Origin of the sequence: Pseudomonas sp. NPDC089422 (assembly GCF_044749405.1) — a bacterium.
Taxonomy (GTDB): Bacteria; Pseudomonadota; Gammaproteobacteria; order Pseudomonadales; family Pseudomonadaceae; genus Aquipseudomonas.
Genome location: NZ_JBIVHW010000010.1, coordinates 20,401 through 42,169, shown reverse-complemented (window position 1 = coordinate 42,169; position 21,769 = coordinate 20,401). Strand labels below are relative to the sequence as shown.

Annotated in this window: 24 protein-coding genes; 2 read left to right on the top strand and 22 right to left on the bottom strand. The window is 63.1% G+C overall.

Annotated features, from left to right (window positions below):
* Window positions 1-22: 22 nt before the first annotated feature.
* The 16 genes from ACIPZ8_RS19125 to ACIPZ8_RS19050 form a co-directional block, all read right to left on the bottom strand.
* The gene (locus ACIPZ8_RS19125; RefSeq protein WP_400726263.1) at window positions 23-1,057 is read right to left on the bottom strand and encodes a phage late control D family protein; all 1,035 of its coding nucleotides are present in this window, start codon (window positions 1,055-1,057) and stop codon (window positions 23-25) included.
* Between the two features lie 4 nt (window positions 1,058-1,061).
* Entirely contained in the window at window positions 1,062-1,268 is a 207-nt protein-coding gene (locus ACIPZ8_RS19120) for a tail protein X (protein ID WP_400726260.1), read from the bottom strand.
* A complete protein-coding gene (locus ACIPZ8_RS19115; protein ID WP_400726257.1) occupies window positions 1,243-2,088 on the bottom strand; it encodes a phage tail protein in 846 nt (281 codons plus the stop codon). The genes ACIPZ8_RS19120 and ACIPZ8_RS19115 overlap by 26 nt, the downstream gene beginning before the upstream one ends.
* 9 nt (window positions 2,089-2,097) lie before the next feature.
* Complete coding sequence (locus ACIPZ8_RS19110; RefSeq protein WP_400726254.1) at window positions 2,098-3,840, bottom strand: hypothetical protein; 1,743 nt, start codon at window positions 3,838-3,840, stop codon at window positions 2,098-2,100.
* A 125-nt stretch (window positions 3,841-3,965) separates the two neighbouring features.
* Window positions 3,966-4,268: a phage tail assembly protein gene (locus tag ACIPZ8_RS19105; RefSeq protein WP_400726251.1), complete on the bottom strand. Its 303-nt coding sequence runs from the start codon at window positions 4,266-4,268 to the stop codon at window positions 3,966-3,968.
* A 10-nt stretch (window positions 4,269-4,278) separates the two neighbouring features.
* Entirely contained in the window at window positions 4,279-4,788 is a 510-nt protein-coding gene (locus tag ACIPZ8_RS19100) for a phage major tail tube protein (RefSeq protein WP_054885338.1), read from the bottom strand.
* A 13-nt stretch (window positions 4,789-4,801) separates the two neighbouring features.
* The gene (locus ACIPZ8_RS19095) at window positions 4,802-5,968 is read right to left on the bottom strand and encodes a phage tail sheath subtilisin-like domain-containing protein (protein ID WP_400726247.1); all 1,167 of its coding nucleotides are present in this window, start codon (window positions 5,966-5,968) and stop codon (window positions 4,802-4,804) included.
* 96 nt (window positions 5,969-6,064) lie between these two features.
* Window positions 6,065-6,466, bottom strand: a complete 402-nt coding sequence (locus ACIPZ8_RS19090; RefSeq protein ID WP_400726245.1) for a phage tail assembly chaperone — start codon at window positions 6,464-6,466, stop codon at window positions 6,065-6,067.
* 11 nt (window positions 6,467-6,477) lie between these two features.
* Window positions 6,478-8,454, bottom strand: coding sequence for a phage tail protein (locus tag ACIPZ8_RS19085; RefSeq protein WP_400726242.1), 1,977 nt, complete (start codon window positions 8,452-8,454; stop codon window positions 6,478-6,480).
* The gene (locus tag ACIPZ8_RS19080; RefSeq protein ID WP_400726239.1) at window positions 8,447-9,055 is read right to left on the bottom strand and encodes a phage tail protein I; all 609 of its coding nucleotides are present in this window, start codon (window positions 9,053-9,055) and stop codon (window positions 8,447-8,449) included. The genes ACIPZ8_RS19085 and ACIPZ8_RS19080 overlap by 8 nt, the downstream gene beginning before the upstream one ends.
* A gap of 1 nt (window position 9,056) precedes the next feature.
* Window positions 9,057-9,938 (bottom strand): baseplate J/gp47 family protein, encoded by an 882-nt coding sequence (locus tag ACIPZ8_RS19075; protein WP_400726236.1) that lies wholly within the window; start codon window positions 9,936-9,938, stop codon window positions 9,057-9,059.
* Window positions 9,935-10,261: a GPW/gp25 family protein gene (locus tag ACIPZ8_RS19070; protein WP_400726233.1), complete on the bottom strand. Its 327-nt coding sequence runs from the start codon at window positions 10,259-10,261 to the stop codon at window positions 9,935-9,937. Before ACIPZ8_RS19070 ends, ACIPZ8_RS19075 begins: the two co-directional genes overlap by 4 nt.
* 72 nt (window positions 10,262-10,333) lie before the next feature.
* The gene (locus ACIPZ8_RS19065) at window positions 10,334-10,894 is read right to left on the bottom strand and encodes a phage baseplate assembly protein V (RefSeq protein WP_400726230.1); all 561 of its coding nucleotides are present in this window, start codon (window positions 10,892-10,894) and stop codon (window positions 10,334-10,336) included.
* Window positions 10,891-11,388 carry a hypothetical protein gene (locus ACIPZ8_RS19060; RefSeq protein WP_400726228.1) on the bottom strand — a complete coding sequence of 166 codons (498 nt, stop codon included), beginning with the start codon at window positions 11,386-11,388 and terminating at the stop codon, window positions 10,891-10,893. Before ACIPZ8_RS19060 ends, ACIPZ8_RS19065 begins: the two co-directional genes overlap by 4 nt.
* Before the next feature lie 11 nt (window positions 11,389-11,399).
* Window positions 11,400-11,738, bottom strand: coding sequence for a phage holin family protein (locus tag ACIPZ8_RS19055; protein WP_400726225.1), 339 nt, complete (start codon window positions 11,736-11,738; stop codon window positions 11,400-11,402).
* Between the two features lie 478 nt (window positions 11,739-12,216).
* Window positions 12,217-12,954: a helix-turn-helix transcriptional regulator gene (locus tag ACIPZ8_RS19050; RefSeq protein WP_400726222.1), complete on the bottom strand. Its 738-nt coding sequence runs from the start codon at window positions 12,952-12,954 to the stop codon at window positions 12,217-12,219.
* 149 nt (window positions 12,955-13,103) lie between these two features.
* Between ACIPZ8_RS19050 and mutS the strand changes: the two genes are divergently transcribed.
* Complete coding sequence (mutS, locus tag ACIPZ8_RS19045) at window positions 13,104-15,677, top strand: DNA mismatch repair protein MutS (protein WP_400726219.1); 2,574 nt, start codon at window positions 13,104-13,106, stop codon at window positions 15,675-15,677.
* A 140-nt stretch (window positions 15,678-15,817) separates the two neighbouring features.
* Window positions 15,818-16,141: a ferredoxin FdxA gene (fdxA, locus tag ACIPZ8_RS19040; RefSeq protein ID WP_400726216.1), complete on the top strand. Its 324-nt coding sequence runs from the start codon at window positions 15,818-15,820 to the stop codon at window positions 16,139-16,141.
* Between the two features lie 531 nt (window positions 16,142-16,672).
* Here fdxA and rpoS read toward each other — a convergent pair.
* From rpoS to ispF, 6 genes are all read right to left on the bottom strand, one after another.
* Window positions 16,673-17,680 (bottom strand): RNA polymerase sigma factor RpoS, encoded by a 1,008-nt coding sequence (rpoS, locus tag ACIPZ8_RS19035; RefSeq protein WP_400726213.1) that lies wholly within the window; start codon window positions 17,678-17,680, stop codon window positions 16,673-16,675.
* Window positions 17,681-17,789: 109 nt separating this feature from the next.
* On the bottom strand, window positions 17,790-18,647 hold the full coding sequence (locus tag ACIPZ8_RS19030) for a peptidoglycan DD-metalloendopeptidase family protein (protein WP_400726211.1): 858 nt from the start codon (window positions 18,645-18,647) through the stop codon (window positions 17,790-17,792).
* A gap of 160 nt (window positions 18,648-18,807) precedes the next feature.
* Window positions 18,808-19,446, bottom strand: a complete 639-nt coding sequence (locus ACIPZ8_RS19025) for a protein-L-isoaspartate(D-aspartate) O-methyltransferase (RefSeq protein ID WP_400726654.1) — start codon at window positions 19,444-19,446, stop codon at window positions 18,808-18,810.
* Window positions 19,447-19,487: 41 nt separating this feature from the next.
* Window positions 19,488-20,237, bottom strand: a complete 750-nt coding sequence (gene surE / locus ACIPZ8_RS19020; protein ID WP_060510080.1) for a 5'/3'-nucleotidase SurE — start codon at window positions 20,235-20,237, stop codon at window positions 19,488-19,490.
* On the bottom strand, window positions 20,225-21,283 hold the full coding sequence (gene truD / locus ACIPZ8_RS19015) for a tRNA pseudouridine(13) synthase TruD (RefSeq protein ID WP_400726208.1): 1,059 nt from the start codon (window positions 21,281-21,283) through the stop codon (window positions 20,225-20,227). The genes surE and truD overlap by 13 nt, the downstream gene beginning before the upstream one ends.
* Window positions 21,280-21,753 carry a 2-C-methyl-D-erythritol 2,4-cyclodiphosphate synthase gene (ispF, locus tag ACIPZ8_RS19010; RefSeq protein ID WP_400726205.1) on the bottom strand — a complete coding sequence of 158 codons (474 nt, stop codon included), beginning with the start codon at window positions 21,751-21,753 and terminating at the stop codon, window positions 21,280-21,282. The genes truD and ispF overlap by 4 nt, the downstream gene beginning before the upstream one ends.
* Between the last annotated feature and the right edge of the window lie 16 nt (window positions 21,754-21,769).

Sequence of the window (21,769 nt, the reverse complement as noted above, 5' to 3'; positions counted from 1 at the left end):
ACTCTCCTTCCCTGTATCGTCCTCAAGCCTTGATCACGACCTGACGGCGGGGCGCTGCCCCCTTGGCCTGCACCTTGCCCGCCTTGCCGCCATTGCCCTGCACCGTGGTGCGCCAGCCCGAGGCGGTGAACACCTGCTCCACCGAATCGATCTGGTATAGCCCGTCCAGGCCATCGACAAAGCCCTGCAGGTCGATGCTGCGCTCGGCGAACAGGTCGGTGCGCCCTGGCAGGTCGAGGCGCACATGGGCGGTGCTGCGGTTGAAGCTGGCCAACCGCGCCTTGGCCGCCTGCTCGGCGGCGGCGCGGTTGGGGTACAGGTGACGGTCGGTGTGCACCGGCCGCTGGCCGTCCGCAGCCTCCTCATTGGCCACCTCGACCGTTTTCAGCTCACCGCTGGCGCTGTCCTGGTGACGGGTACGCACGGCCTTGCGCGCGGATTTGTCGTCCAGGCGGAAATACCACTGGCTGACATCGCTGCGGGCTATACCGACCACATCCAGGGGTTTGCCGCTGGCGCTCTGCCCGCCCTGGCGCGGCAGCACCAGCAACTGGCCGTTGGCGAGCTTGGCGGTGCTGTCGTACTGCAGGGCCAGGCGGGTGATGAAGTTGAAGTCGGACTCATTGTACTGATCGACCCGCTGCACCTGGGTGAGTACCGGGCAGATCGCCTGCCAGCCATTGCGTGCGCCGATTTCGGCGACGATGTGCTGCAGCGGCACGGCCTCCCAGCTGCCGCTGCGGATGGTCCGGCCAGTACCACGCAGGTCACTGGCCTTGCCACGGATCACCAGGGTGTCGGGCGGGCCGGACAACTCGACCTCATCAACGGTGTAACGCCCCAGCCGGGTCAGCGGCTGGCCGGTGTACCCCAGGTGCACCTCGATCAGCGCGCCGCGCGCGGGCAGCGCCAGGGCGCCATCCCGTGCGTCGATGCGCAGTTCGAAGTCGTCCGACTCCATGCCCGGCTTGTCGGTGGTGCGCAGCAACAACAGGCGGTCGTTGATCAGCGCAGTGATGTCCTTGCCGTCGGCCTGGATACGAAATTGCGGTTGCATGGCATCAGTCCCACAGCTGCACGACGTTGGCCTGCGCCAGCGCCAACATCGGCAAACGAATCATCACCCCGCTGCGAAACGGCTGGGCCTCGTCGGCCAGCCCCTGGTTGGCTTGCAGCACCGCTTCGACAGTGCCGTCGAGGTGCCCGTAATAATGGTGGCAGAGGGTATCGAGCACATCGCCCTCAGACGTTTTGCAAGTCTTGTCCATAGCTGACGAACTCCAGTGAGAAGCCTTGTTTGCGTGGAATGCCGCCGGCCAGCAAGGCGCCCTGGTCTTCCTCGATGCTGGTCAGGCACCAGGTTCCGAGCACTTCGCCGTAGCCGGTGGTCAGCGACAGCGGCAGTAGCTGGCGGCCAATGCCGCGCAGGGCCTGCAACTGGCCGAGGCCACCTTTGAAGCCGGGGAAGATCGCCCCGTGGATGCTGATGGTTTCTTCACCCAGGCTGACGGCCTGCTGGGCGTTTTCCCGGCTCAGGCGCTCCTGCCCCGCCCAGCGAAAACGCGTTTGCCGGCGCAGCTGGTCGAAGGCGGCGGTGTCGAGGTTGAAGTAGTAAGGCGCGGCATTGGCCTTCAAGGGTTGCAGCACCAGCAGGTGCGGAAACGGCTTGATCGCCTCGGCCGCCGGCGTGGCCTCGGGTGCGAAGCCAAAGGTCGACAGCACGCCCTTGGCCACGGCCTTCACATCGCCGATCACCCGGCGGATGGCCGCGTCGGCCTTGCCCAGGTGCTCGGCAAAGGCATCGACCTGGTCCCGCACCTTGCGCACCACTTCCAGGGTCTGGTCGTACCTGGCGATCACCTTGTCGACGCGCTGCTTGGCCGAGTCGATGGCGCGCATCGTGCGTTGCAGGCGCTTGCCGATTTGCTTGCCGATCCATGGCAGGGCTTCTAGTTCGGCAGCGGCCTCCTTGGCGTGGCCGACCGCCTGCTGCATCGGGTCGAGCATGGCGTCGGCACGCCGACGCCCCTCCTCGCCCGCCTTGACCAGTGCATGCAAGCCGCCTTGCAACTGTTCCAGGTAGGTCATGGGTCCTCCTCAGGGTTGGGGTTGATCGGCCATCTGCACCGAACGCGACTGACGCATCAGGTCTTCGAGCATGCGCCGGGCGATGGCTTCGAGTTGTTGCAAGGTGGTCGGGTCGTCGAGGCTGTTGTTGAAGGTCACCGGCATGTTGGCAGTGAAGGTGAATTGCTGATTGATGGTGGGTGACACCGCAGCCGCTGACTGCTGTGTCGAGGTCGCAGGTGGCCCAGCGCTCTCCTGAATTCGGTTTGCCTGGGCGGGAGCGTCCACCGCGTCCGGTCTTGCCCCGGGCGCGTCGTTACCAGTAACAGAGGCCACGGTTTTGCCAAGCCAGCCACCTGCGAATTCACCCGCCATACCGCCGAATGCCCCACCGCCCAGACTTCCAAGCGCGCCGCCGACGGCGGCACCGATCACGGTCCCTATGCCTGGCACCACCGAGCCGATCATGGCACCGGCTGCCGCGCCACCCAGCCATCCCGCCGAAGATCCCGCCAAGGTGCCGCCCAACCCGCCGACAGCCTCGCCATAACCCTCCAGTTTTTCTGCGGGCGTGCCATCACTCTGGTAGGTGTCGAGTACCTGCAACGAAGTGTCCAGCACCGCAGCCATTTGGAAACGTTTGAGGACACTTCCAACCGATGGCAGCTGTTTGCCTGTGAAGCTCAAGGACAAGCCAGGCGCAACCTGAGATTCAGGTTGGGTCTCGGCTACTGAAGGCGCCCCGCTGCCCTGTGAAGGGGGTTCTTCATCTCCCGTGAGCACATTGAACAACCCACCGCCGGCCCTGTCTCCCACAGCCTCGCCAATCAGGCCGCCAGCTTCGGCCCAGCGCTTTTGGGCGGCCTCGTCCTGCTTTTTCTCTTCAGCCTCTCGCGCTGCGTGCTGCTTGGCGGCTTCTCGCTGTTCCTTGGCATGGGCTTTACGCTGGCTTTTTCTTGTGCGCCTGGGTTTATCCGCAGCTGCACTTTTACCACTGCCGATGGCCTTGCCGAGCGCTTTACCTTTGCCTCTGAAAAGCATCGCTCCCATGGCGCCCAGCACACGGCCACCGAGGTCGCCAAGTGCAGCGCCGGTACCGCGTGCCATTTCTTCTCCGTCCTCGCCGGTTATCACTGCCTTGGCGACCTTGGCCAAAGTCTGGGCACGATTCTCCCGCCACTCCGTCAAACCACGTTCGCGTATCGCTCGCTGTTTTTCCGGCGGCTGTTTACGGTAGGCGCGAACGTACGCAGTTCCAAGTCCGAGTCCTCCAAGGCCTCCAGCGGTTATGGCAAGTCCTTTGCCAAGGGTAAGCGAGGTACCACCGACATCCGCTCTGGGCACCTGTACGGGTGCTTGCACCTTGCCCGCTGCGGGGGCTACCTGACCTTGCACGAAAACGTGCCATTGCTGAAAGACATTGACCGTCATCTGGCCGGGCAACGGCTCAAGCCGCGCCAACCCGGCAATCACCCGGTCCAGCATCAGATAGTGCTGACGCAAACGCTCGACAGCCTCGACCTCATCGCCCAATCGGGCGATCTGGTTTTCATGTTGCTGTTCCTGGTCCAGCGCCAGCTGGCGTTCGACCTGGCGTACCTTGCCGAGCTCCAACCCCAGGCGGATCACCTCGCCGATGAGCCGGCCGAGCCGGGTGCCGTCGGCCTGCCTGCGCAGGCGTTCGACATCCCGACGCAGCAGGTCGATGGCCTGCCCCAAGGGGTTGATGACGGTGACGCCGAGCCCGAGGGTGAACACCTGTGTGTTCGCCATAGGTTCCTCCTTGTCACGGCGCGAGCCACCAGACCATGTCGCCATACGACATGGTCATGATTTCGCTCGCGGAAAAGTTCAGCTCCTTGGCCAGCCGCCTGGCGGCGGCCTTCTGCCGGGCCGGGTCAAAGTTCGTCGTCCTGCACCAGGCGAAAATAGCCGCTTTGCAAGCGGCTATAGTCCTTCAGGGCAAGGCCTTCGAGGTCCTTGATGCCGACCTCGGCCAGCGACGCGAACAAGTTCAGCTCACGCTGCTCATCGTCGACGCCGCCACCGGCCTGGGCATTGCGGATATCGCGCACGGTCGGCGCGCGCAACGACAGGCTGTCGACCTGCACACCATTGGCTTCGCTTGGGCGCGACAGGCGTACGGTGATGCGGTCGGCACTCAGGGTCAGCCACTGTGGCTGCTTTTTCGCTTGAGCCATGGTCGCCCCCTTACAAGCCGAGCGCGGCGCGCTGGGCGGCCAGCTGATCAACGCCATCGATCACGCGCTTCATGCCCAGCGCGTCGATCTCGTAGAGCAGGCGGCCATCGACTTCCAGCTTGTAGTAGCTCAGGCCGACGCTGTGCTTGATCTCGGCCTTGTCGCCGGACTTCCAGTCGCCCATGTCGATTTCCTTGAGGGTGCCGCGCAAGGTCACCACCACCGGGGTGATGTTGCCCTTGAGGCCTTTGAAGGCGCCGCGGAAGGTGCCGTTGAAGCCGCTGCCATCGGCCAGGCCGAAGAATTTCAGCGCTTCGCGGCGTACACCGGTGGTGGTAAAGGCCGCTTCCTGCTTCTCCATGCCCAGGTCCATCTCGACCGGCATGTCCATCCCGCCAGGGCGGTGTTCTTCCATCTTCAGGGTGAGTTTGGGCAGGGTGAGGCTGGGTACATCGCCCTGGAAGCTGACGCCATCGACGAACAGGTTCAGGTTGGCCAGGGTTTCGGGAATCATTGCCATGTAAGTGCGCTCCTTAAGCAGCGGAATCGAGGACTTCGGTCAGCCACTGGTTAGTGACTTCAACGCGGAAATTGGGGTTTTCGGCAGGCGGCACGTCGGTAAAGCGGATGTTCCAGTACACCTTGCCCTGCTCGAGCTGGCTGGCGGTGTTCAGCTCCGGGTCGGCGAAGACCTCGAAGTTGATGATCGCGCCCTGGTTCTTCAGGTCGCGCATGAAGGCCTGCAGGCCCTCGGTGACGTCCTTGACGTAGGTGGCGGTGATGGCGCGGTCGACGGCCCATTTGTGGCCGTAGAGGATCGCGTCCATGACGATGTCCATGGTCCGCACACGGGTGACGAAGGCCCATTTCGGGTCGCTGGACAGGGTGCGGTTACCCCACAGGCGGAAGCCGTCGTCGCGGATGATGGTGGCGATGTTGGCGTTGTTCAGCAGGTTGGCACGGCAGCTGTCGTCACCATCGAGGAACTCCACCGGGCGAGTGGTGCCGGTGATGCCGACGAACTCCTTGTTCGACGGCGAGGCCCAGAAGCCGTATTCACTGTCGGTCCAGGCGAACAGGCCGGCGACCCAGGCCGAGCCCGGCGCATCGACGGTGGCTTCCTCGCCGTTGTCGAAGTACTGCACGCCCGGGTCGACCATGAAGGCGCGTTTGGCGCCGAAGTTCTTGGCGTAGTCGACAGCCGCTTCGTCGGTGGTGTTGGGGCCGTCGATGATGGCGATGCCGCGCAACTTGTCGGCCAGGGCTACCAGCGCAGTCCCGACCGCCTGGGTGGCGCTGTGGCGCGGCGCGGCCAGCAGCCGTGGCTGGGCGTTGAAACGGCTCTTGCCATCGAGCAGCGCCTGCAGGCCGGTGCGCTTGCCGTCGGCCTGCACGCTGCCGATGATCGCTGCGGTCTGCTCGGCTGCATCATCCACCTTGGCCACGCCACAGGCGACGATGACTGCCTTGGCACGGGTGAAGATAGCGCGGCAGGCCTTGGTAATGGCCGCCTTCTCACCGAAGGCGGCGACGGCTTCACGTTCGCTGGTGATCAGCACCAGGTCGTTGGCCTTGGCGGTGGCGCCAGCACCTTCGGTGAAGGTGTCGACCAGGCCGATGATCGAGGAAGAAGGCAGCGCGATGCTGCGGGCGCCGGTGTCGACGTTGGTCACGGTGACGCCGTGGAAGAATCCACTCATGTAGGTTTACTCCAGGTTCAGGTACGAAAAGGCCCTGCGGGTGCAGGGCCGGGTAAGAATCCGCCAGATAGAAAAAAGCCCCGAAGAGACGGGGCTTTACTGAGTTTGAAGAGCGAGCCAAGCCGGCGGCTCTGGCTTCGATGAGGAATCAGGAAACAGTGAAGAAGTTGGCCAATCGCGAAGACTCTGTCGGTAGGTCAGTAGCTCACTGTATTGCCCAGACGACAGCGAACTCGTGATGTTCATTGCAAGCTCGTCACGATGACGCATCACCAGCCATTCGCTAGATTGCAACTGATAGTCACGCCACATGCGTAGCGCTTGAATCAACTCACCTTCACTCATCTCAGAAGGGGGAGCATAACCGCCCTCGACAACTTTCCAACCGGGCATGGTCTCAAGAGAACACTCTTTCCAGACAAGCTCGGAATGATAGCGGTCGAATGGATCGATATCGGTAACTTCCATCACCAGACCGTTTGCAATTCGTGCCCACATATCAAATCTCTTCAGTAAGTAATGAATACACAGCCATCGGCGCCCGCCTGCGACCTGGTAATCGTTCGACCGGCACCGCCCATGCCTGGCTGCGTCAGCGTGGAAAAATCACTGGCGGCATAAATTGACTCCCCGCCACCGCCAGGCCCGCCCCAAGCACCAGAGTTATTCGTGTTGCGAACAGGCGGTGAGCCAGCTCCCAAGGAGGCGTTGAAGTCGCCACCAACACCCATACCGCCGCCCGCTCCGTTAGATAGCGAGCCCCCCTCTCCCCCAGTCGCGGAACAGAACGAACCGAACGACGATGTACCACCCGGTGAGCCTGTCGTATTTACGACACTCACGGACTTGCCGCCTGCAGCAACCGTTACAGTGATGCTCGCTCCAGGAGTAACAAGGCAGATACGACTACAGATTCCGCCGCCACCACCACCACCCGCGCCTGTCTCAGGTGGTCCTAACGCACCGCTGCCCCCCCCTCCGCGAACATCCACAAACACTCGAGTCACATTGGCAGGTACTTGCCATTGGTAAGTACCTGCCTTGGAATAGAGCGCCCGACCGCGGAAAGGAAAGTGAGCGCTGGTGGTGCTTGTCGCGCCGCCTGCAACAAGCCCATAAATGCCGTCAGAAACACACGTCAATATCAGCGGCGGGTCTAGATCCGTAACGGTCACTGCCGCATATGCCGTTGAACCAACGGCAATGTATCCTTTGCCAGAACGAGGCGCGTTCACTGTAAGGGTTCCGGTTCCCGAGCCAACCGACACGATGAAAACCGATCCATTTGATATCCCCGAGTCGGGAAGATATAGAGTGCCGGTCCAACTACCCACTCCGGACATGGTGGAATACTTGCCAGCATGCGCCTGACTCAAGGTTTGTCCATTGGATAACCCGACTCCAGCACTTGGCAAGTTAAGACCCAGCTGCTTGACGAACTCCGTTGTAGCCAATTGGGTACTGTTGTCATCGCGAGCAGCGGTCGGGGCGCTGGGAAGCCCCGTGAACGCCGGACTGGCCAGGTTTGCCTTGAGACTGAGTGCGTTATTAACTTGAGAGGTGGTAAGAACATCTGTCAGGCCGTAGCCTGCTACCGTGCTTGGGTTAGTTGCAGCGGTCACACGGCCATACTTGTCTACCGTGACGCTGCGATACGTTCCCGCCGTAATTCCGCTGCGCCCGAAAGCCATTTCGTACGCTTGTGCACTAACACCCACCGTAATCGGCCCGTCGCTGACCAATTGCCAGGCACTGTCGCTATTGGCTGTCCCCCTCTCTACCAATATCAGTAATCCCGGGGTCACTTTGGCATCGGTATCGGCGTCGCTGCTACGGCTCCACTCTCCCGCTGCAGCCTGATAGATGCCATTGTCCTTGGCGGCAGCCTGGTTCTTCACCAAGACCCGCGCTCCCGCAACTAGCGCTACGCCATCTATCGTCTGTAAACCACTCAAGTTGATGTTTGCTGTAGTTGCAACCAGTACAGAATGCTTGAAATCCTGCCTGGCCAACTCTTCGCTCACCCACTCCCGAGTAGCCAGCACCACTGCCGGATCAATCTTCAGCTGCACGTTACTGGCACTGCTGACTACCAGGTTCATCCGCACCACCTGGGTGCGCCCCGAGCCCTGGCTCAACAACGGTTTGTAGGTCGGCGCACAGTTGGCCACGGCCACCATGTCGCCATCAGCATCGTAAAGCGCAATCTCGCGGATCCACTTGCCGCCGACATCAGCCGGAATGACCTGTTCGGCAATGATGATCGCGCTGTTATTGTCATCCACCTTCAGCTGGTTCAGCGGCGCGCGGCGCCATTCGTTGATCAGGCTGGTCTGGGTGGCGTTGGGTGTGGGGTCGGAGCCGTTGGCATCGCCGACACCCATCTGGGTGATTTTCCAGGCAATGCCCAAGGCATCGGCATTGGCCTGTTTCGCCGCGCCCACGTTGGTGAGGATGGCGTAGAACTGAGAAGTCTGGTCAACCATGTGCAATGTCCAAGGTATCGATTGTATGTTCGCGGCCGCCCCGGCCTACGACGCCAATGACCTCGATGTCACGTGGCGTCAGCGGGTAGATGTCCAGTTCGTCGCCATCCTGGATCGCGCAGCCGACATGAATGTCGCCTCGGCTTTCGAGGCTGATCACCAGGCCAGTCAGGTGGCGGCTGACTGGCCGGGCGTCATCGATCAGCGATGACAGTTCCTGGTAGGTGCTTTCGCTGATGCCCGCATCGGAAACGCCGATCTTCAGGGCGAAGGTGCCCGCCTGTGCGGGCGGCGTGGCTTGCCACCACTCCTGCACCTCGATCAGGTAACCGAACGGTTCCACCACCCGCCTGAGCGCACCGAGGGTGCCTTTGTGGGCATGGACGAAGAACGCCGAACGGATGACCGAACGCTTGATCTCTTCGCTCCAGCTATCCTCCCAACGGTCCACTGACCAGGCCCAGGCCAGGTGATAAAGCAGGTGCGCGGGGCAGCTGTCCGGGCTGTAGAGCTGGCGCAGGCTGACCATGAGGTCCTCATCGGCCGCCACTTCGATGGCCCGCTCCAGCGCTGTATGGTTGAGCGGCAACAGGCTCTGCATGTCAGCCACCCCGCTTGAGCGTGAAGCCCGTGCACCAGGCTGCCTGGGATTTGCTCGGGCGGATATCGGCCCAGCCGTTCAGCTCGACCCTGCTGACCCCGTCGATATGCAGCTGAGCATCGATGCCCGAGCGGGCCACTTCCACGCCCAGGCGCCGCCGCGGATTGATCCAGGCTTCGAGCCGGCGCTGGCACTCGGCAAGGATCGCCTCGTACTCAGGGCCACTGTCAGCCAGGTACAACACGGCATCGATGTGATACGGCAACACCTCGGCACTGCGCACATTGACCCGGTCGGCGACGGGCCGGACATCATCATCATTGAGGTAGGCCGCCACCTGCGCCAGCAGCTCTGCGCTGGCCACGCCATTGCCCTCCAGGCCCAGCACGGTGACATCCACCACGGCCGGCGACGGGCTTTCGGCGGTGGCGTCAGCCACCTGCCCCGAAGCGTTGCGGGCATGCAGGATGTAACTGTTGCGCGGGCCGGCGGTGGTCAGGCCTTCGTAGACCAGTTGCACCCGCTCGCGCAGGGCATCGTCCGACTCCAGCAAGGCCTCGACGGGCGGGACGCTGGCCAGGTCATCGGCCTGGATCACCAGGCGCTGCAGGCTGACATTGGCCGCCAGCTGGTCCAGGTCAGTGCCCTGGGCGTAGGCCAGCAGCAGCGCCTTGGCGGCGTCGTTGATGCGGGCCCGGTTGAGCAGCTTGCGGTAGGCACCGACCTCGAGCAGCTTGGTGACGGGGTCGCTCTCCAGATTGGCGGTCCAGGCGTCGCCCAGGTATTCGCGGAAGGTCTCCAGATCGGCCTGGTAGAGGGTTTCGTAGTCGAGGTCTTCGAGCAGCTGTGGTGCTGGCAGATTCGACAGGTCGACCTGGCTCATACGCTCACCTCCACCATGGCTTCGTCGCCCAGGTAGCGGCCACTCAAGGCCAGGCTGACCTGGCCGTCGAGCACGGCGACGACCTTGACCCGCTCCAGTTGCAAGCGCGGCTCCCAACGGCCCAGTGCGCGGGCCACTTCGGCCTGCACGGCACTCTTCCAGCCCTCATTGACCGGCAGGTCGACGAAACGCCGCAACTGGCTGCCGTACTCCGGGCGCATGCGCCGGCTACCCAGCGGCGTGGTGAGGATGTCTTCGATGGACTGGCGCAAATGATCGATGCCGGCCAGCGGCTGGCCGGTGCGGCGGTCCATGCCGATCATGGTGCACCGCCCTGTTCATGGGTATGCATGGCATTCTCCTGATATGAAAAAGCCCGCATGGGCGGGCTTGATTCAATGTTTGTGATTGGCCGTGTTGCCGGCGGTATCGATGATCCGCCCACCGCCGTTGATATCGCCGCTGACCTGCAAGGGGCCATCGACCGTGACCTTGCCTGTGAGGTTGATCGCTGCCGACTGCAGGCTGATTGCAGCCTCGCTGACCTGCACGGTGCTGGCGCCGACCTTGATCGTCGCGCTGCCGCCAGGCAGTTCGATGTCGTAGTGGCTGGCCTGCCAGTCGTAGCTGAGCGAACCGCCATCGGCGAAACGCCAGACCTCGGTATGCTCGCGGGTGTCCGGCGCATTGCCGGCATTGCCATACAGCCCGGGCAGGAACGTGCCCTGGGCAGGCTCGCCGCTGGGGCTGAGCAGCACGCCCTGCTCGCCCAGGCTGGGTGCTCGCCAGTGCCGCGCCTGCCCGGCAGCCTGGGCGTGCCAGCGCAGCCAGGCGCTGGTCCAGCCGCTACCGTCAGACACCCGCACCCGGGCGGCGGCAAGGTCCACCGCCACCACCCGGCAGGGAATCACCAGGCACGCCAGCATGCGATCATGCATGGCACTGACGTAGCTCATGACAGGTCCTCCGGGGCGATGTACTGCACTTCATTGCCCAAGCCGATATCGGGCGCGAAACCCAGCCTCAGGCTACCGAGTGGCTGGTTCGGCCAGTTCCAGCGCGCCTCGCCAAGCAGCACCGGCTGGTCCCAGCGCACGGTCCAGGCGCTGCCCTCGAACTGCGCCTGCACGTTGCGGCTGGCCTCGACGAAGTCCAGAGCCCAATGTTGCTGGCGCAGCAGGTCCATCAGTTGTGCGGCTAGCAGGCTGCCCTGCAACCGCGCTTCGGGGTTGGCGCTGTCGGCGGTGATGTCCGCCTCGAAGGTGGCGATCAACACCGAACGGCCATCGCGCGGCGCTGCATCTGCCGTCATTTGCACGATGCCGTGGCGCAGCGCCGGTCGCTCCGGGGCATTTCCTACAGCGGTATAGGCATCGACCGAGGCCAGTTCCGGCATTGCCTCACGAATCGTTGCGGTCACGGCCGCATGCAAAGTGGCCAGTTCGCTCATGCATATTCTCCTTATGGCTCGTCGGCCTGGGTGTTGTCGCGCAAACCCAGGCGTCGAATCGCCCAGCGTTCGTACAGGCGCATGGCGACATCGGCGCCGCCAACCGCAGTCATGCAGCCAAATGCACTGGCCGCCCAGATCGAAAGGCCGCCGGCATACAGCAGCATCACCGTCGACACGCCGCAGACCATGCAGGCCCCGGAGCGCAGCGCCAGCCGTCGCAGCAGTGACCAGCCCGTGGCACCGGCCTTGTCGGCCCGCCACATTTCGCCGCTCAGGCCGCCCAGCAATGCCAGGACGATTACCAGCCAGAGCGGCATCTCCAGCAACGCTTGTTGCTCGTTCGTCACTGTCCTGTCTCCTGTGTAGGGCCTGTTGGCAAGGCCAACAGGCGGGTTGTGGGTTATCTGCAAATTTCAAAAGCCTCGGCATTCCAAAAAGCCCGGCTCGCCAGGCTTTTCAGTAATGCGTTGTCGAACCGCCGGCCACGTCTGGTGACGCCGCGCGGTTCCGCTACAAATTGGTGACTCCGACCGCGGCCACCTGCCCGCCGGATAACTGTTCGTGGTGCTTTACGCTGCACACCCGGGCCAGTTGCCAACCCTCTGGACAGTTGAGGCCTGTCCATCGCTGCCTGTGTAACAACCGGTTTCCGTCCGGCTTGAGACACAGGCTATGCATTCATGCATATGCAGTCAATGCATTTCTTCAAATTTCTATGCGCTAGATTTTGCTTTTATGCATGCAGGCCATGCATGGCCTGATGTGTAGGGATTTTCTGCAGGCGAAAAAAAACCCGCCGAAGCGGGTTTTCTGGGAGCGGGGTCGTCAGCGAGCGTACATGCCCCACCAGAATACATGCCCAAGCAGGCTGATCTGCTCGTCCTGCATCTGCTGGAAGCTGTAGTCCTCGTCGGGGTGTTCATCGCGGTTGAAACTGCGCAGGCGGATGCCGGTAGGCAGGCGATAGACCTGCTTCACCCGCAACTGGCCGTTATGGTTGATGGCGTAGAGGTCGCCATCGATGATGTCGCCGATCGTGCATTTGCCGGTGTTCACGCCGACCGTCGCACCATCGCGCAGCACCGGCAGCATGCTGTTGCCACGCACGGTCACGCACTTGGCCTGGTCGAACTGCACGCCATTGTGGCGCAGGCTGCGCTTGCCGAAACGCAGCCGCGCACGCTCGCTCTCTTCGATGACGAATCTTCCTGATCCTGCTGCCAATTCGACCTCGCGAAGGAAAGGTACCGACACCTCGTCATCCTCGACGGGGGTTTCATCGTCCCACAGGCTGATGTCGCTGAGGTCCGCATGGCCGTGGGCCGGCAACGCGGTTTCGCGCGACTCGCCAAGCTCGGCGCGGCCGCGCAACTGCTCGGTGCTCACACCGAAGTAGTCGGCGATCTTCGACACGTGCTTGTCGGAAGGGTCGACGATCTTGCCGCCGAGAATCCGCGACAAGGTGGATTGAGGGACACCCGTGCGCCGGTGCAGCTCCGTCGGGGACAGGCCGTGGCGGTCGAGCAGTTCTCTGAGTACGGTGGCTACGTTGCGTTTTTGCATAGCGTGCATAATGCAGGCGTGCGCCAGCAAATGCAATGCGCCTGGCTGCGCGCGCATGCCCCATGGCCCGCGCCTGCATCTGGTTGAAAAAGCCTGTACCATTGCCGGTTTCACAATCGCCAACCAGATCACCCGCTGTAAGGCCCTGAATGTCTGATCTTTCCGCACACACCCCAATGATGCAGCAGTACTGGAAGCTGAAAAACCAGCACCCGGACCAGCTGATGTTCTACCGCATGGGCGACTTCTACGAAATCTTCTACGAAGATGCGAAGAAAGCCGCGAAACTGCTGGACATCACCCTGACCGCGCGCGGTCAGTCGGCCGGCCAGTCGATCCCCATGTGCGGGATTCCGTTCCATTCGCTGGAGGGCTACCTGGCCAAGCTGGTCAAGCTCGGCGAGTCGGTGGTGATCTGCGAGCAGATCGGCGATCCGGCCACCAGCAAGGGCCCGGTGGAACGCCAGGTGGTGCGCATCATCACCCCCGGCACGGTCAGTGACGAGGCCCTGCTCGACGAGCGCCGCGACAACCTGATCGCCGCCCTGCTCGGTGACGAACGCCTGTTCGGCCTGGCGGTACTGGACATCACTAGCGGCAACTTCAGCGTGCAGGAAATCAAAGGCTGGGAAAACCTGCTGGCCGAGCTCGAACGCCTGAACCCGGTAGAGCTGCTGATCCCCGACGACTGGCCGCGCGACCTGCCAGCCGAGAAGCGCCCGGGTGCCCGTCGCCGCGCGCCGTGGGACTTCGACCGCGACTCGGCGCGCAAGGCCTTGTGCCAGCAGTTCGCGACCAAGGACCTCAAGGGCTTTGGCTGTGACAAGCTGACCCTGGCCATCGGCGCCGCTGGCTGCCTGCTGACCTACGCCAAGGAAACCCAGCGTACGGCCCTGCCGCACCTGCGCAGCCTGCGCCACGAGCGCCTGGACGACACGGTGATCCTCGACGGCGCCAGCCGCCGCAACCTGGAACTGGACGTCAACCTGGCCGGTGGCCGCGACAACACCCTGCAATCGGTGATCGACCGCTGCCAGACCGCCATGGCCAGCCGCCTACTGACCCGCTGGTTGAACCGCCCGCTGCGCGACCTCAAGGTGCTGCAGGCACGTCAGGACTCGATCCGCTGCCTGCTCGACGGCTACCGCTTCGAAAAGCTGCAGCCGCAGCTCAAGGAAATCGGCGATATCGAGCGGATCCTCGCCCGTATCGGCCTGCGCAATGCCCGCCCGCGTGACCTGGCGCGCCTGCGCGATGCCCTCGGCGCCCTGCCCGAACTGCAGAACGCCATGAGCGAGCTGGAAGCGCCGCACCTGGCGCGCCTGGCCGCCATTACCGGCACCTACCCGGAGCTGGCCAGCCTGCTGGAACGCGCGATCATCGACAACCCGCCAGCGGTCATCCGCGACGGCGGCGTACTCAAGGCCGGCTACGACAGCGAGCTGGACGAACTGCTGGCGATCAGCGAGAACGCCGGCCAGTTCCTCATCGACCTGGAAACCCGCGAGAAGGCCCGCACCGGCCTGGCCAACCTCAAGGTCGGCTACAACCGTGTGCACGGCTACTTCATCGAGCTGCCGACCAAGCAGGCCGAGCAGGCCCCGGGCGACTATATCCGCCGCCAGACCCTGAAGGGCGCCGAGCGCTTCATCACGCCCGAGCTCAAGGCCTTCGAGGACAAGGCGCTGTCAGCCAAGAGTCGCGCCCTGGCGCGCGAAAAGATGCTCTACGACGCGCTGCTGGAAACCCTCATCAGCCACCTGGCCCCCCTGCAGGACAGCGCCGCCGCGCTGGCCGAGATCGACGTGCTGAGCAACCTTGCCGAGCGTGCGCTGAACCTCGACCTGAACTGCCCGCGCTTCACCGACGAGCCGTGCCTGCGCATCGAGCAGGGCCGTCACCCGGTAGTCGAGCAGGTGCTGACCACGCCGTTCGTGGCCAACGACCTGGGCCTGGACAACAGCACGCGCATGCTGATCATCACCGGCCCGAACATGGGCGGTAAATCCACCTACATGCGCCAGACCGCCCTGATCGTCCTGATGGCGCACATCGGCAGCTTCGTACCCGCAGCCAGCTGCGAGCTGTCGCTGGTCGACCGCATCTTCACCCGTATCGGCTCCAGCGACGACCTGGCCGGCGGGCGTTCGACCTTCATGGTGGAGATGAGCGAAACCGCCAATATCCTGCACAACGCGACCGACCGCAGCCTGGTGCTGATGGACGAAGTCGGCCGCGGCACCAGCACCTTCGACGGCCTGTCGCTGGCCTGGGCCGCCGCCGAGCGCCTGGCCCAGCTGCGCGCCTACACCCTGTTTGCCACCCACTACTTCGAGCTGACCGTGCTGCCGGAGAGTGAACCGCTGGTGGCCAACGTGCACCTGAACGCCACCGAGCACAACGAGCGTATCGTCTTCCTGCACCACGTGCTGCCTGGCCCTGCCAGCCAGAGCTACGGCCTGGCCGTGGCGCAGCTGGCGGGCGTGCCGGCGCCAGTGATCCTGCGCGCACGCGAGCACCTGGGTAGGCTGGAAACCACCAGCCTGCCCCATGAAGCACCGGTGAGCAAAAAGGCCAAGGACGAGCCGCAAGTCCCACACCAGAGCGACCTGTTCGCCAGCCTGCCACACCCGGCCATCGAGAAGCTGGGCAAGCTGGACCTGGATGACATGACCCCGCGTCAAGCTATCGAAATGCTATATCAACTAAAGAACCTGTTATAACGGCGCCCACTACAAGCTGGTAGAATCCGCCGCGGTTTGCTGGTGCTGCAGGTTATTAGCCTGGCCTGCAGCCACATGCCCGTAAACCGCGCGGCCCTGAGAGGAAGGGCCGCCGCCGTCGCCTGAGGAGAGAACTAGAAATGACCTTCGTCGTCACCGACAACTGCATCAAATGCAAATACACCGACTGCGTGGAAGTCTGTCCGGTGGACTGCTTCTACGAAGGCCCGAACTTCCTGGTGATTCACCCGGACGAGTGCATCGACTGTGCACTGTGCGAGCCTGAGTGCCCGGCCCAGGCGATCTTCTCGGAAGACGAGATCCCTGCTGGCATGGAAAACTTCATCGAGCTCAACGCCGAGCTGGCGGAAATCTGGCCGAACATCACTGAGCGAAAGGACGCCCTGCCCGACGCTGAAGAGTGGGACGGCAAGACCGGCAAGATCGACGATCTGGAGCGCTAAGCGCCCGAATACGAAAAAGGCCCGCAACGGGCCTTTTTTCATTTTCTGCGGGCAAAAAAAAGGGGCGGTTTGACCCGCCCACATTTTTTTCCGTAGTCCCTGCTTGTCCCAAACATCATCCTGATGAAATCGCTTCTTGCGATGTCCCTGGCCTTCTCCCTGAAAGCCTGTGCATGTCCGTGTGCACAGTTCGAATACTAGCGAGTTCCCTGAGGCAGGCAACTGCGAGATCTTTCAAGATATTGCGGAGGACACATTTCCACACAGCCAAAAAACGTATTGGTTTCAACTAGTTAAGAATAAGCAGAATCTGAAACCGACATTGATTTACTGGTAGTTACACTGATGGCTTACAGAAAGAGTAAGAAAAGGCTTACACGCCATACATCAGGGGTAGCGCCGTACACATTGCTCGGCTTCAGATTTACGCCAGTCATTGCCCCGCGAAGAGGCCGGCACAGGATTACCAAAACCCCAGAAACAAAAACGCCCCGAGGTCATCGGGGCGCTTCAGATACAGTGAAGCCCGGCTTACTGAAACAGCGACTCGCTGGATAGCCCGTTCTTCTCGAGGATCTCGCGCAGGCGCTTGAGCCCCTCCACCTGGATCTGCCGCACACGTTCGCGGGTCAGGCCGATCTCCAGGCCAACATCTTCCAGGGTACTGCTCTCGTGCCCACGCAGGCCGAAGCGGCGCACCACGACCTCACGCTGCTTGTCGGTCAGCTCACCCAGCCACTGATCAATGCTCTGCGACAGGTCATCGTCCTGCAGCAGTTCGCACGGATCGGTCGGGCGATCATCGGTCAGGGTGTCGAGCAGGGTCTTGTCCGAATCCGGGCCGAGCGACACGTCAACGGAAGACACCCGTTCGTTCAGGCCCAGCATGCGCTTGACCTCGGCGACCGGTTTCTCCAGCAGGGTGGCGATTTCTTCAGGCGACGGTTCGTGGTCGAGCTTCTGGGTCAGTTCCCGCGCGGCACGCAGGTAGACGTTGAGCTCCTTGACCACGTGGATCGGCAAGCGAATGGTGCGGGTCTGGTTCATGATCGCCCGCTCGATGGTCTGGCGGATCCACCAGGTCGCATAGGTCGAGAAGCGGAAACCGCGCTCCGGGTCGAACTTCTCCACCGCGCGGATCAACCCCAGGTTGCCCTCCTCGATCAGGTCGAGCAGTGACAGGCCACGGTTGACGTAACGACGGGCAATTTTCACAACCAGGCGCAGGTTGCTTTCGATCATGCGTTTGCGGCCAGCAGGGTCACCCTTTTGCGACAGGCGCGCAAAGTGGACTTCCTCTTCCGGCGAAAGCAGAGGCGAGAATCCGATCTCGTTGAGATACAACTGGGTGGCATCGAGCGCCCGGCTGTAATCGATGTACTTGTGTTGCTTGAGCGAACAGCCCGACTTCGCTCTGGTCCGAACCGAAGGTACAGCAGGTTCGTCTGACACCACATCCGTTTCCAAAACGATGCCCGTCTCCATGAGGAGGACGTCATCGTCGATGTCAAACTCCGGCGCTTCTTTACTGAGAGCCATTGTTATAGTCCTTTGCTGAGTTCGAACTCAGACTCTTGCGGCGCCTGTCTCCCTGGCAACGCAGGAGCCTGTCCCCTCTACATCCAAGGAACAGGCCGGGGTACAACGATCAACGGCGTGGCAGGAACTGGAGCGGATCGACGGGTTTACCTTGGCGGCGAATCTCGAAATGCAGCTTCACCCGATCTGTGCCCGTGGACCCCATTTCAGCAATCGACTGCCCTGCCTTGACCTGCTGCCCCTCCCGAACCAACAGCCTGCGGTTGTGACCGTAGGCACTGACGTAGGTGTCGCTGTGCTTGATGATGATCAGCTCGCCGTAGCCCCTCAAGCCACTCCCGGCGTAGACCACCGCACCATCAGACGCAGCAAAAACAGGCTGTCCCAAATCACCGGCGATATCAACGCCTTTATTCAAACTACCGTTTGAAGCAAATTTACCAATCAGCACGCCATTGGCCGGCCACGTCCAGTTCCCCACCGCACGCTCTGCGGCGGGCACCGTGGTAACCACCGGAGCAGGCGTGGCGGGCGTTGTTGGCGTCGTTTTTCCGCCGTTTTCAGACGGGGTGATAGGCGTTCCGGCAGGGCGACGAATGACCGTTGTCCTGCTCGACGAGGATGGGCTGGAGACCACGGTACTGCTGCTGGTGGAGCCGCTGTTGAAACGGATGGCCTGGCCCGGGCGGATGGTGTACGGGGCAGCAATGCCGTTGCGCGCCGCCAGCTCCTTGTAGTCCCAGCCATAGCGGAACGCGATGGAGAACAGCGTGTCGCCAGGCTTGACGACGTACTGCCCCGAAGTCACTGCCGGTCGCTTGGGCGCAGCCGTGTTTCGATCGACCACGCGCGCACTGCTGGAGCTCGTGCTGGAGCAACCTGTCAGCAAGGTGCCCATGGCCAGTGCAATCAGCAGAAGCTTGAAAGCCGACCGATCCTTGCGCTGCCGAATGACTGTGTGCCCCACCCGCGCTCCCCTCATGGTGCCGAAAATCGATAAGACGATAAGAAATGCAATATTGTTGCAATTATAACCAAGCCAGACGGCATTGGCAGGGCCCAGGCCCCGCCAGATAGACAGGGCCGCGCCGCAAGAATTCGTTGCTGCTGCAAATATTCCTGGCGACTCAGGCCAGTGGACCGTTGAGCAACGGCACGAAACGCACCGCGCCCAGTACGCGGCGGGAGAAGCCGTGCTCTTCGCGCACGATCAGCATCAGTTGCTGCACCTCACCGGCCTGGCCTACCGGAATTACCATACGCCCCCCTGGCGCAAGCTGGTCGAGCAGCGCCTGCGGCACCTCCGCTGCCACCGCGGTGACAATGATGCCATTGTAAGGCGCCAGCGCCTGCCAGCCATCGCAGCCGTCGCCCCAGCGGAATACCACATTGCGCAGGTTGAGCTCTACCAGGCGCTCCTTGGCACGGTCCTGCAGCACCTTGATCCGTTCCACCGAGAACACCCGCTCGACCAGCTGGGCCAGGATTGCGGTCTGGTAGCCGGAACCGGTGCCGATCTCCAGTACCTTGTCCAACGGCCCTGCTTCCAGCAGCAGCTCGCTCATGTGCGCCACCATGAACGGCTGGGAGATGGTCTGGTTGTGCCCGATCGGCAGCGCAGTATCTTCGTATGCCCGGTGCGCCAGCGCCTCGTCGACGAACAGGTGGCGCGGGGTCCGGCGAATCACGTCGAGCACCTTGGCATTCGACACGCCTTCCTCGTAGAGGCGCTGGATCAGCCGCTCGCGGGTGCGCTGCGAGGTCATGCCGATACCGCCTCGGCGCTGCAGATCGTCCTGTTCACGCATCAGAGCAGGCCCTCCAGCCAGCCATCGAGCTGTTCGAAGGCATCGTTGAACGTGCGGTCCAGCTGCAACGGGGTAATCGATACGTAGCCTTGCATGACGGCATGGAAATCGGTGCCCGGCCCGCCATCCTCGGCATCTCCGGCCACGGCGATCCAGTAGCCTTCCTTGCCGCGCGGGTTGACCACCTTGGTCGGCGCCGCCGCCCGCGCCCGATGACCGAGGCGGGTGAGCTGGATGCCACGGATGTGCTCCAGCGGCAGATTGGGGATGTTGACGTTGAGCACAGTCCGCGGCGGCAGTTGCAGGCGCGGCAGTGCCTCTACCAGGCGGCGGGCGATATGGGCCGCCGTCGGCAGGTTGTCGGGCAGCCGCGACAGCAGCGAGAACGCCAGCGAGGTACCGCCCAGGAAGCGGCCCTCCAGCGCGGCGGCCACCGTGCCCGAGTAGATCACGTCATCGCCCAGGTTGGCCCCCAGGTTGATACCTGAAACCACCAGGTCCACCGGCTCCGGCAGCAGCCCATTGAGCCCCAGGTGCACGCAATCGGTCGGCGTGCCGTTGAGGCTGATGAAGCCGTTGGCCAGGGTCTGCGGGTGCAGCGGCCGGTCCAGCGTCAGCGAACTGCCGGCGCCGCTCTTGTCTTGATCCGGGGCGATCACCACGCACTCGGCATAATCCGCCAGCGCACCGTGAAGCGCGGCGAGGCCAGGTGCCGTAACACCGTCGTCATTCGAAATCAGAATACGCATGGGCTGTCCGTCTGCCCTGCCGGCACCAGATCGACGAGTTCGCGCACCACCACGGTGGCGAAGCATCCGGCCGGAAGGACGAATTCCAGTTGCAGGATATCAGGCTCGGGATAATGCCACGTCAGGCCGCCAATAGGGAGCCGCAGGATGCGCCGTTCGTGACTCATGCCCGCATACGCGAGCCATTGGCAAAGTGCCAGGTGCTGTTCGCCGATCGCGGTCTCCACCTCGGAGGTCACGCCGGCTGCGGGCGAAGGGCCTTCCCCCCACATCGGGCCGGTGGGATGCAGGTCCAGAATTCCCAGGCGAGGATCGGAACATTCCTGCTCGCCCGCTGGAAAGAAACTACGGCTGTCAGTGAACGCCAACAGATCCCCGACCTGGGCGCGCTGCCAGCTGCCATCGGCGACACGCGCCGCCAGCACCTGGTTGAACACGTAGCTGCGCGCCGCCGAAAGCAGGCGCGAACGAACGTTGCGCTGTTCTGGCAGGGCCTGGCGCGCTGCCCAGCCCTGGGCATCGTGGACGTTGCCGCCGCCGTGGCCGAAACGCTGGCTGCCGAAGTAGTTCGGCACGCCCTGCTGCTTGAGCTGCTCCAGGCGTGCATCGAGGGCCTGGTGGTCAGCTGCCAGGGCGGTCAGGCGCAAGGTGAAGCCGTTGGCCGAATGGGCGCCACGCTGCAGCTTGCGCTGGTGGCGCACCTGCTTGAGCACGCGCAGGGTGTCGTCTTCGGCACGCGACAGGTCAGGGTCGGCCTTGCCGGGCAGGTGCAGGCTGAACCACTGGCGGGTCAGGGCCTGGCGGTCCTTGAGGCCGGCATAGCTGATGGCGCGCACCGGTACGCCGGCGGCACGGGCCAGGCGGCGGGCGGCTTCCTCAGTGTTGAGGTCACGCTTCTCGACCCACAGCCACAGGTGCTCGCCCTGGCCGGACAGCGGAATGTCCAACACCTCGTCGACCTGGAAGTCTTCGGCCACGGCCTTAAGGACGGCGGTGCCGAGGGATTCGCCCGAAGCGCGCGGGCCCAGCAACTCCAGTTCGGTCATGCTGGCAGCAACAGGGCAACCGAATGCACGGCAATGCCCTCCTCTCGGCCGGTGAAGCCGAGCTTCTCGGTGGTGGTGGCCTTGACGTTGACCTGGTCGAGTTCGACCTGCAGGTCTTCGGCAATCAGCTGGCGCATGGTTTCGATATGCGGGGCCATTTTCGGTGCCTGGGCAACGATGGTGGCGTCGACGTTGCCAACCTGCCAGCCCTTGGCCTTGACGATAGCGACCACATGACGCAGCAGCACGCGGCTGTCGGCGCCCTTGAACTGCGGGTCGGTGTCGGGGAAATGCTTGCCGATATCGCCCAGTGCCGCAGCGCCGAGCAAGGCATCGCTCAGGGCGTGCAGCAGCACGTCACCGTCGGAATGGGCCAGGAGGCCGTATTTGTGGGGGATACGCACCCCACCCAGGGTAATGAAATCACCGTCGCAGAAACGGTGCACATCGTAGCCGTGGCCAATACGCATAGAAAAACGCCCTGAT

What these genes read in the sequence shown, in the direction of transcription:
- ACIPZ8_RS19125 (WP_400726263.1), bottom strand. Translation starts at nt 1,057, where the DNA reads ATGCAACCGCAATTTCGTATCCAGGCCGACGGCAAGGACATCACTGCG.
- ACIPZ8_RS19120 (WP_400726260.1), bottom strand. Translation starts at nt 1,268, where the DNA reads ATGGACAAGACTTGCAAAACGTCTGAGGGCGATGTGCTCGATACCCTC.
- ACIPZ8_RS19115 (WP_400726257.1), bottom strand. Translation starts at nt 2,088, where the DNA reads ATGACCTACCTGGAACAGTTGCAAGGCGGCTTGCATGCACTGGTCAAG.
- ACIPZ8_RS19110 (WP_400726254.1), bottom strand. Translation starts at nt 3,840, where the DNA reads ATGGCGAACACACAGGTGTTCACCCTCGGGCTCGGCGTCACCGTCATC.
- ACIPZ8_RS19105 (WP_400726251.1), bottom strand. Translation starts at nt 4,268, where the DNA reads ATGGCTCAAGCGAAAAAGCAGCCACAGTGGCTGACCCTGAGTGCCGAC.
- ACIPZ8_RS19100 (WP_054885338.1), bottom strand. Translation starts at nt 4,788, where the DNA reads ATGGCAATGATTCCCGAAACCCTGGCCAACCTGAACCTGTTCGTCGAT.
- ACIPZ8_RS19095 (WP_400726247.1), bottom strand. Translation starts at nt 5,968, where the DNA reads ATGAGTGGATTCTTCCACGGCGTCACCGTGACCAACGTCGACACCGGC.
- ACIPZ8_RS19090 (WP_400726245.1), bottom strand. Translation starts at nt 6,466, where the DNA reads ATGTGGGCACGAATTGCAAACGGTCTGGTGATGGAAGTTACCGATATC.
- ACIPZ8_RS19085 (WP_400726242.1), bottom strand. Translation starts at nt 8,454, where the DNA reads ATGGTTGACCAGACTTCTCAGTTCTACGCCATCCTCACCAACGTGGGC.
- ACIPZ8_RS19080 (WP_400726239.1), bottom strand. Translation starts at nt 9,055, where the DNA reads ATGCAGAGCCTGTTGCCGCTCAACCATACAGCGCTGGAGCGGGCCATC.
- ACIPZ8_RS19075 (WP_400726236.1), bottom strand. Translation starts at nt 9,938, where the DNA reads ATGAGCCAGGTCGACCTGTCGAATCTGCCAGCACCACAGCTGCTCGAA.
- ACIPZ8_RS19070 (WP_400726233.1), bottom strand. Translation starts at nt 10,261, where the DNA reads ATGATCGGCATGGACCGCCGCACCGGCCAGCCGCTGGCCGGCATCGAT.
- ACIPZ8_RS19065 (WP_400726230.1), bottom strand. Translation starts at nt 10,894, where the DNA reads ATGAGCTACGTCAGTGCCATGCATGATCGCATGCTGGCGTGCCTGGTG.
- ACIPZ8_RS19060 (WP_400726228.1), bottom strand. Translation starts at nt 11,388, where the DNA reads ATGAGCGAACTGGCCACTTTGCATGCGGCCGTGACCGCAACGATTCGT.
- ACIPZ8_RS19050 (WP_400726222.1), bottom strand. Translation starts at nt 12,954, where the DNA reads ATGCAAAAACGCAACGTAGCCACCGTACTCAGAGAACTGCTCGACCGC.
- mutS (WP_400726219.1), top strand. Translation starts at nt 13,104, where the DNA reads ATGTCTGATCTTTCCGCACACACCCCAATGATGCAGCAGTACTGGAAG.
- fdxA (WP_400726216.1), top strand. Translation starts at nt 15,818, where the DNA reads ATGACCTTCGTCGTCACCGACAACTGCATCAAATGCAAATACACCGAC.
- rpoS (WP_400726213.1), bottom strand. Translation starts at nt 17,680, where the DNA reads ATGGCTCTCAGTAAAGAAGCGCCGGAGTTTGACATCGACGATGACGTC.
- ACIPZ8_RS19025 (WP_400726654.1), bottom strand. Translation starts at nt 19,446, where the DNA reads ATGACCTCGCAGCGCACCCGCGAGCGGCTGATCCAGCGCCTCTACGAG.
- surE (WP_060510080.1), bottom strand. Translation starts at nt 20,237, where the DNA reads ATGCGTATTCTGATTTCGAATGACGACGGTGTTACGGCACCTGGCCTC.
- truD (WP_400726208.1), bottom strand. Translation starts at nt 21,283, where the DNA reads ATGACCGAACTGGAGTTGCTGGGCCCGCGCGCTTCGGGCGAATCCCTC.
- ispF (WP_400726205.1), bottom strand. Translation starts at nt 21,753, where the DNA reads ATGCGTATTGGCCACGGCTACGATGTGCACCGTTTCTGCGACGGTGAT.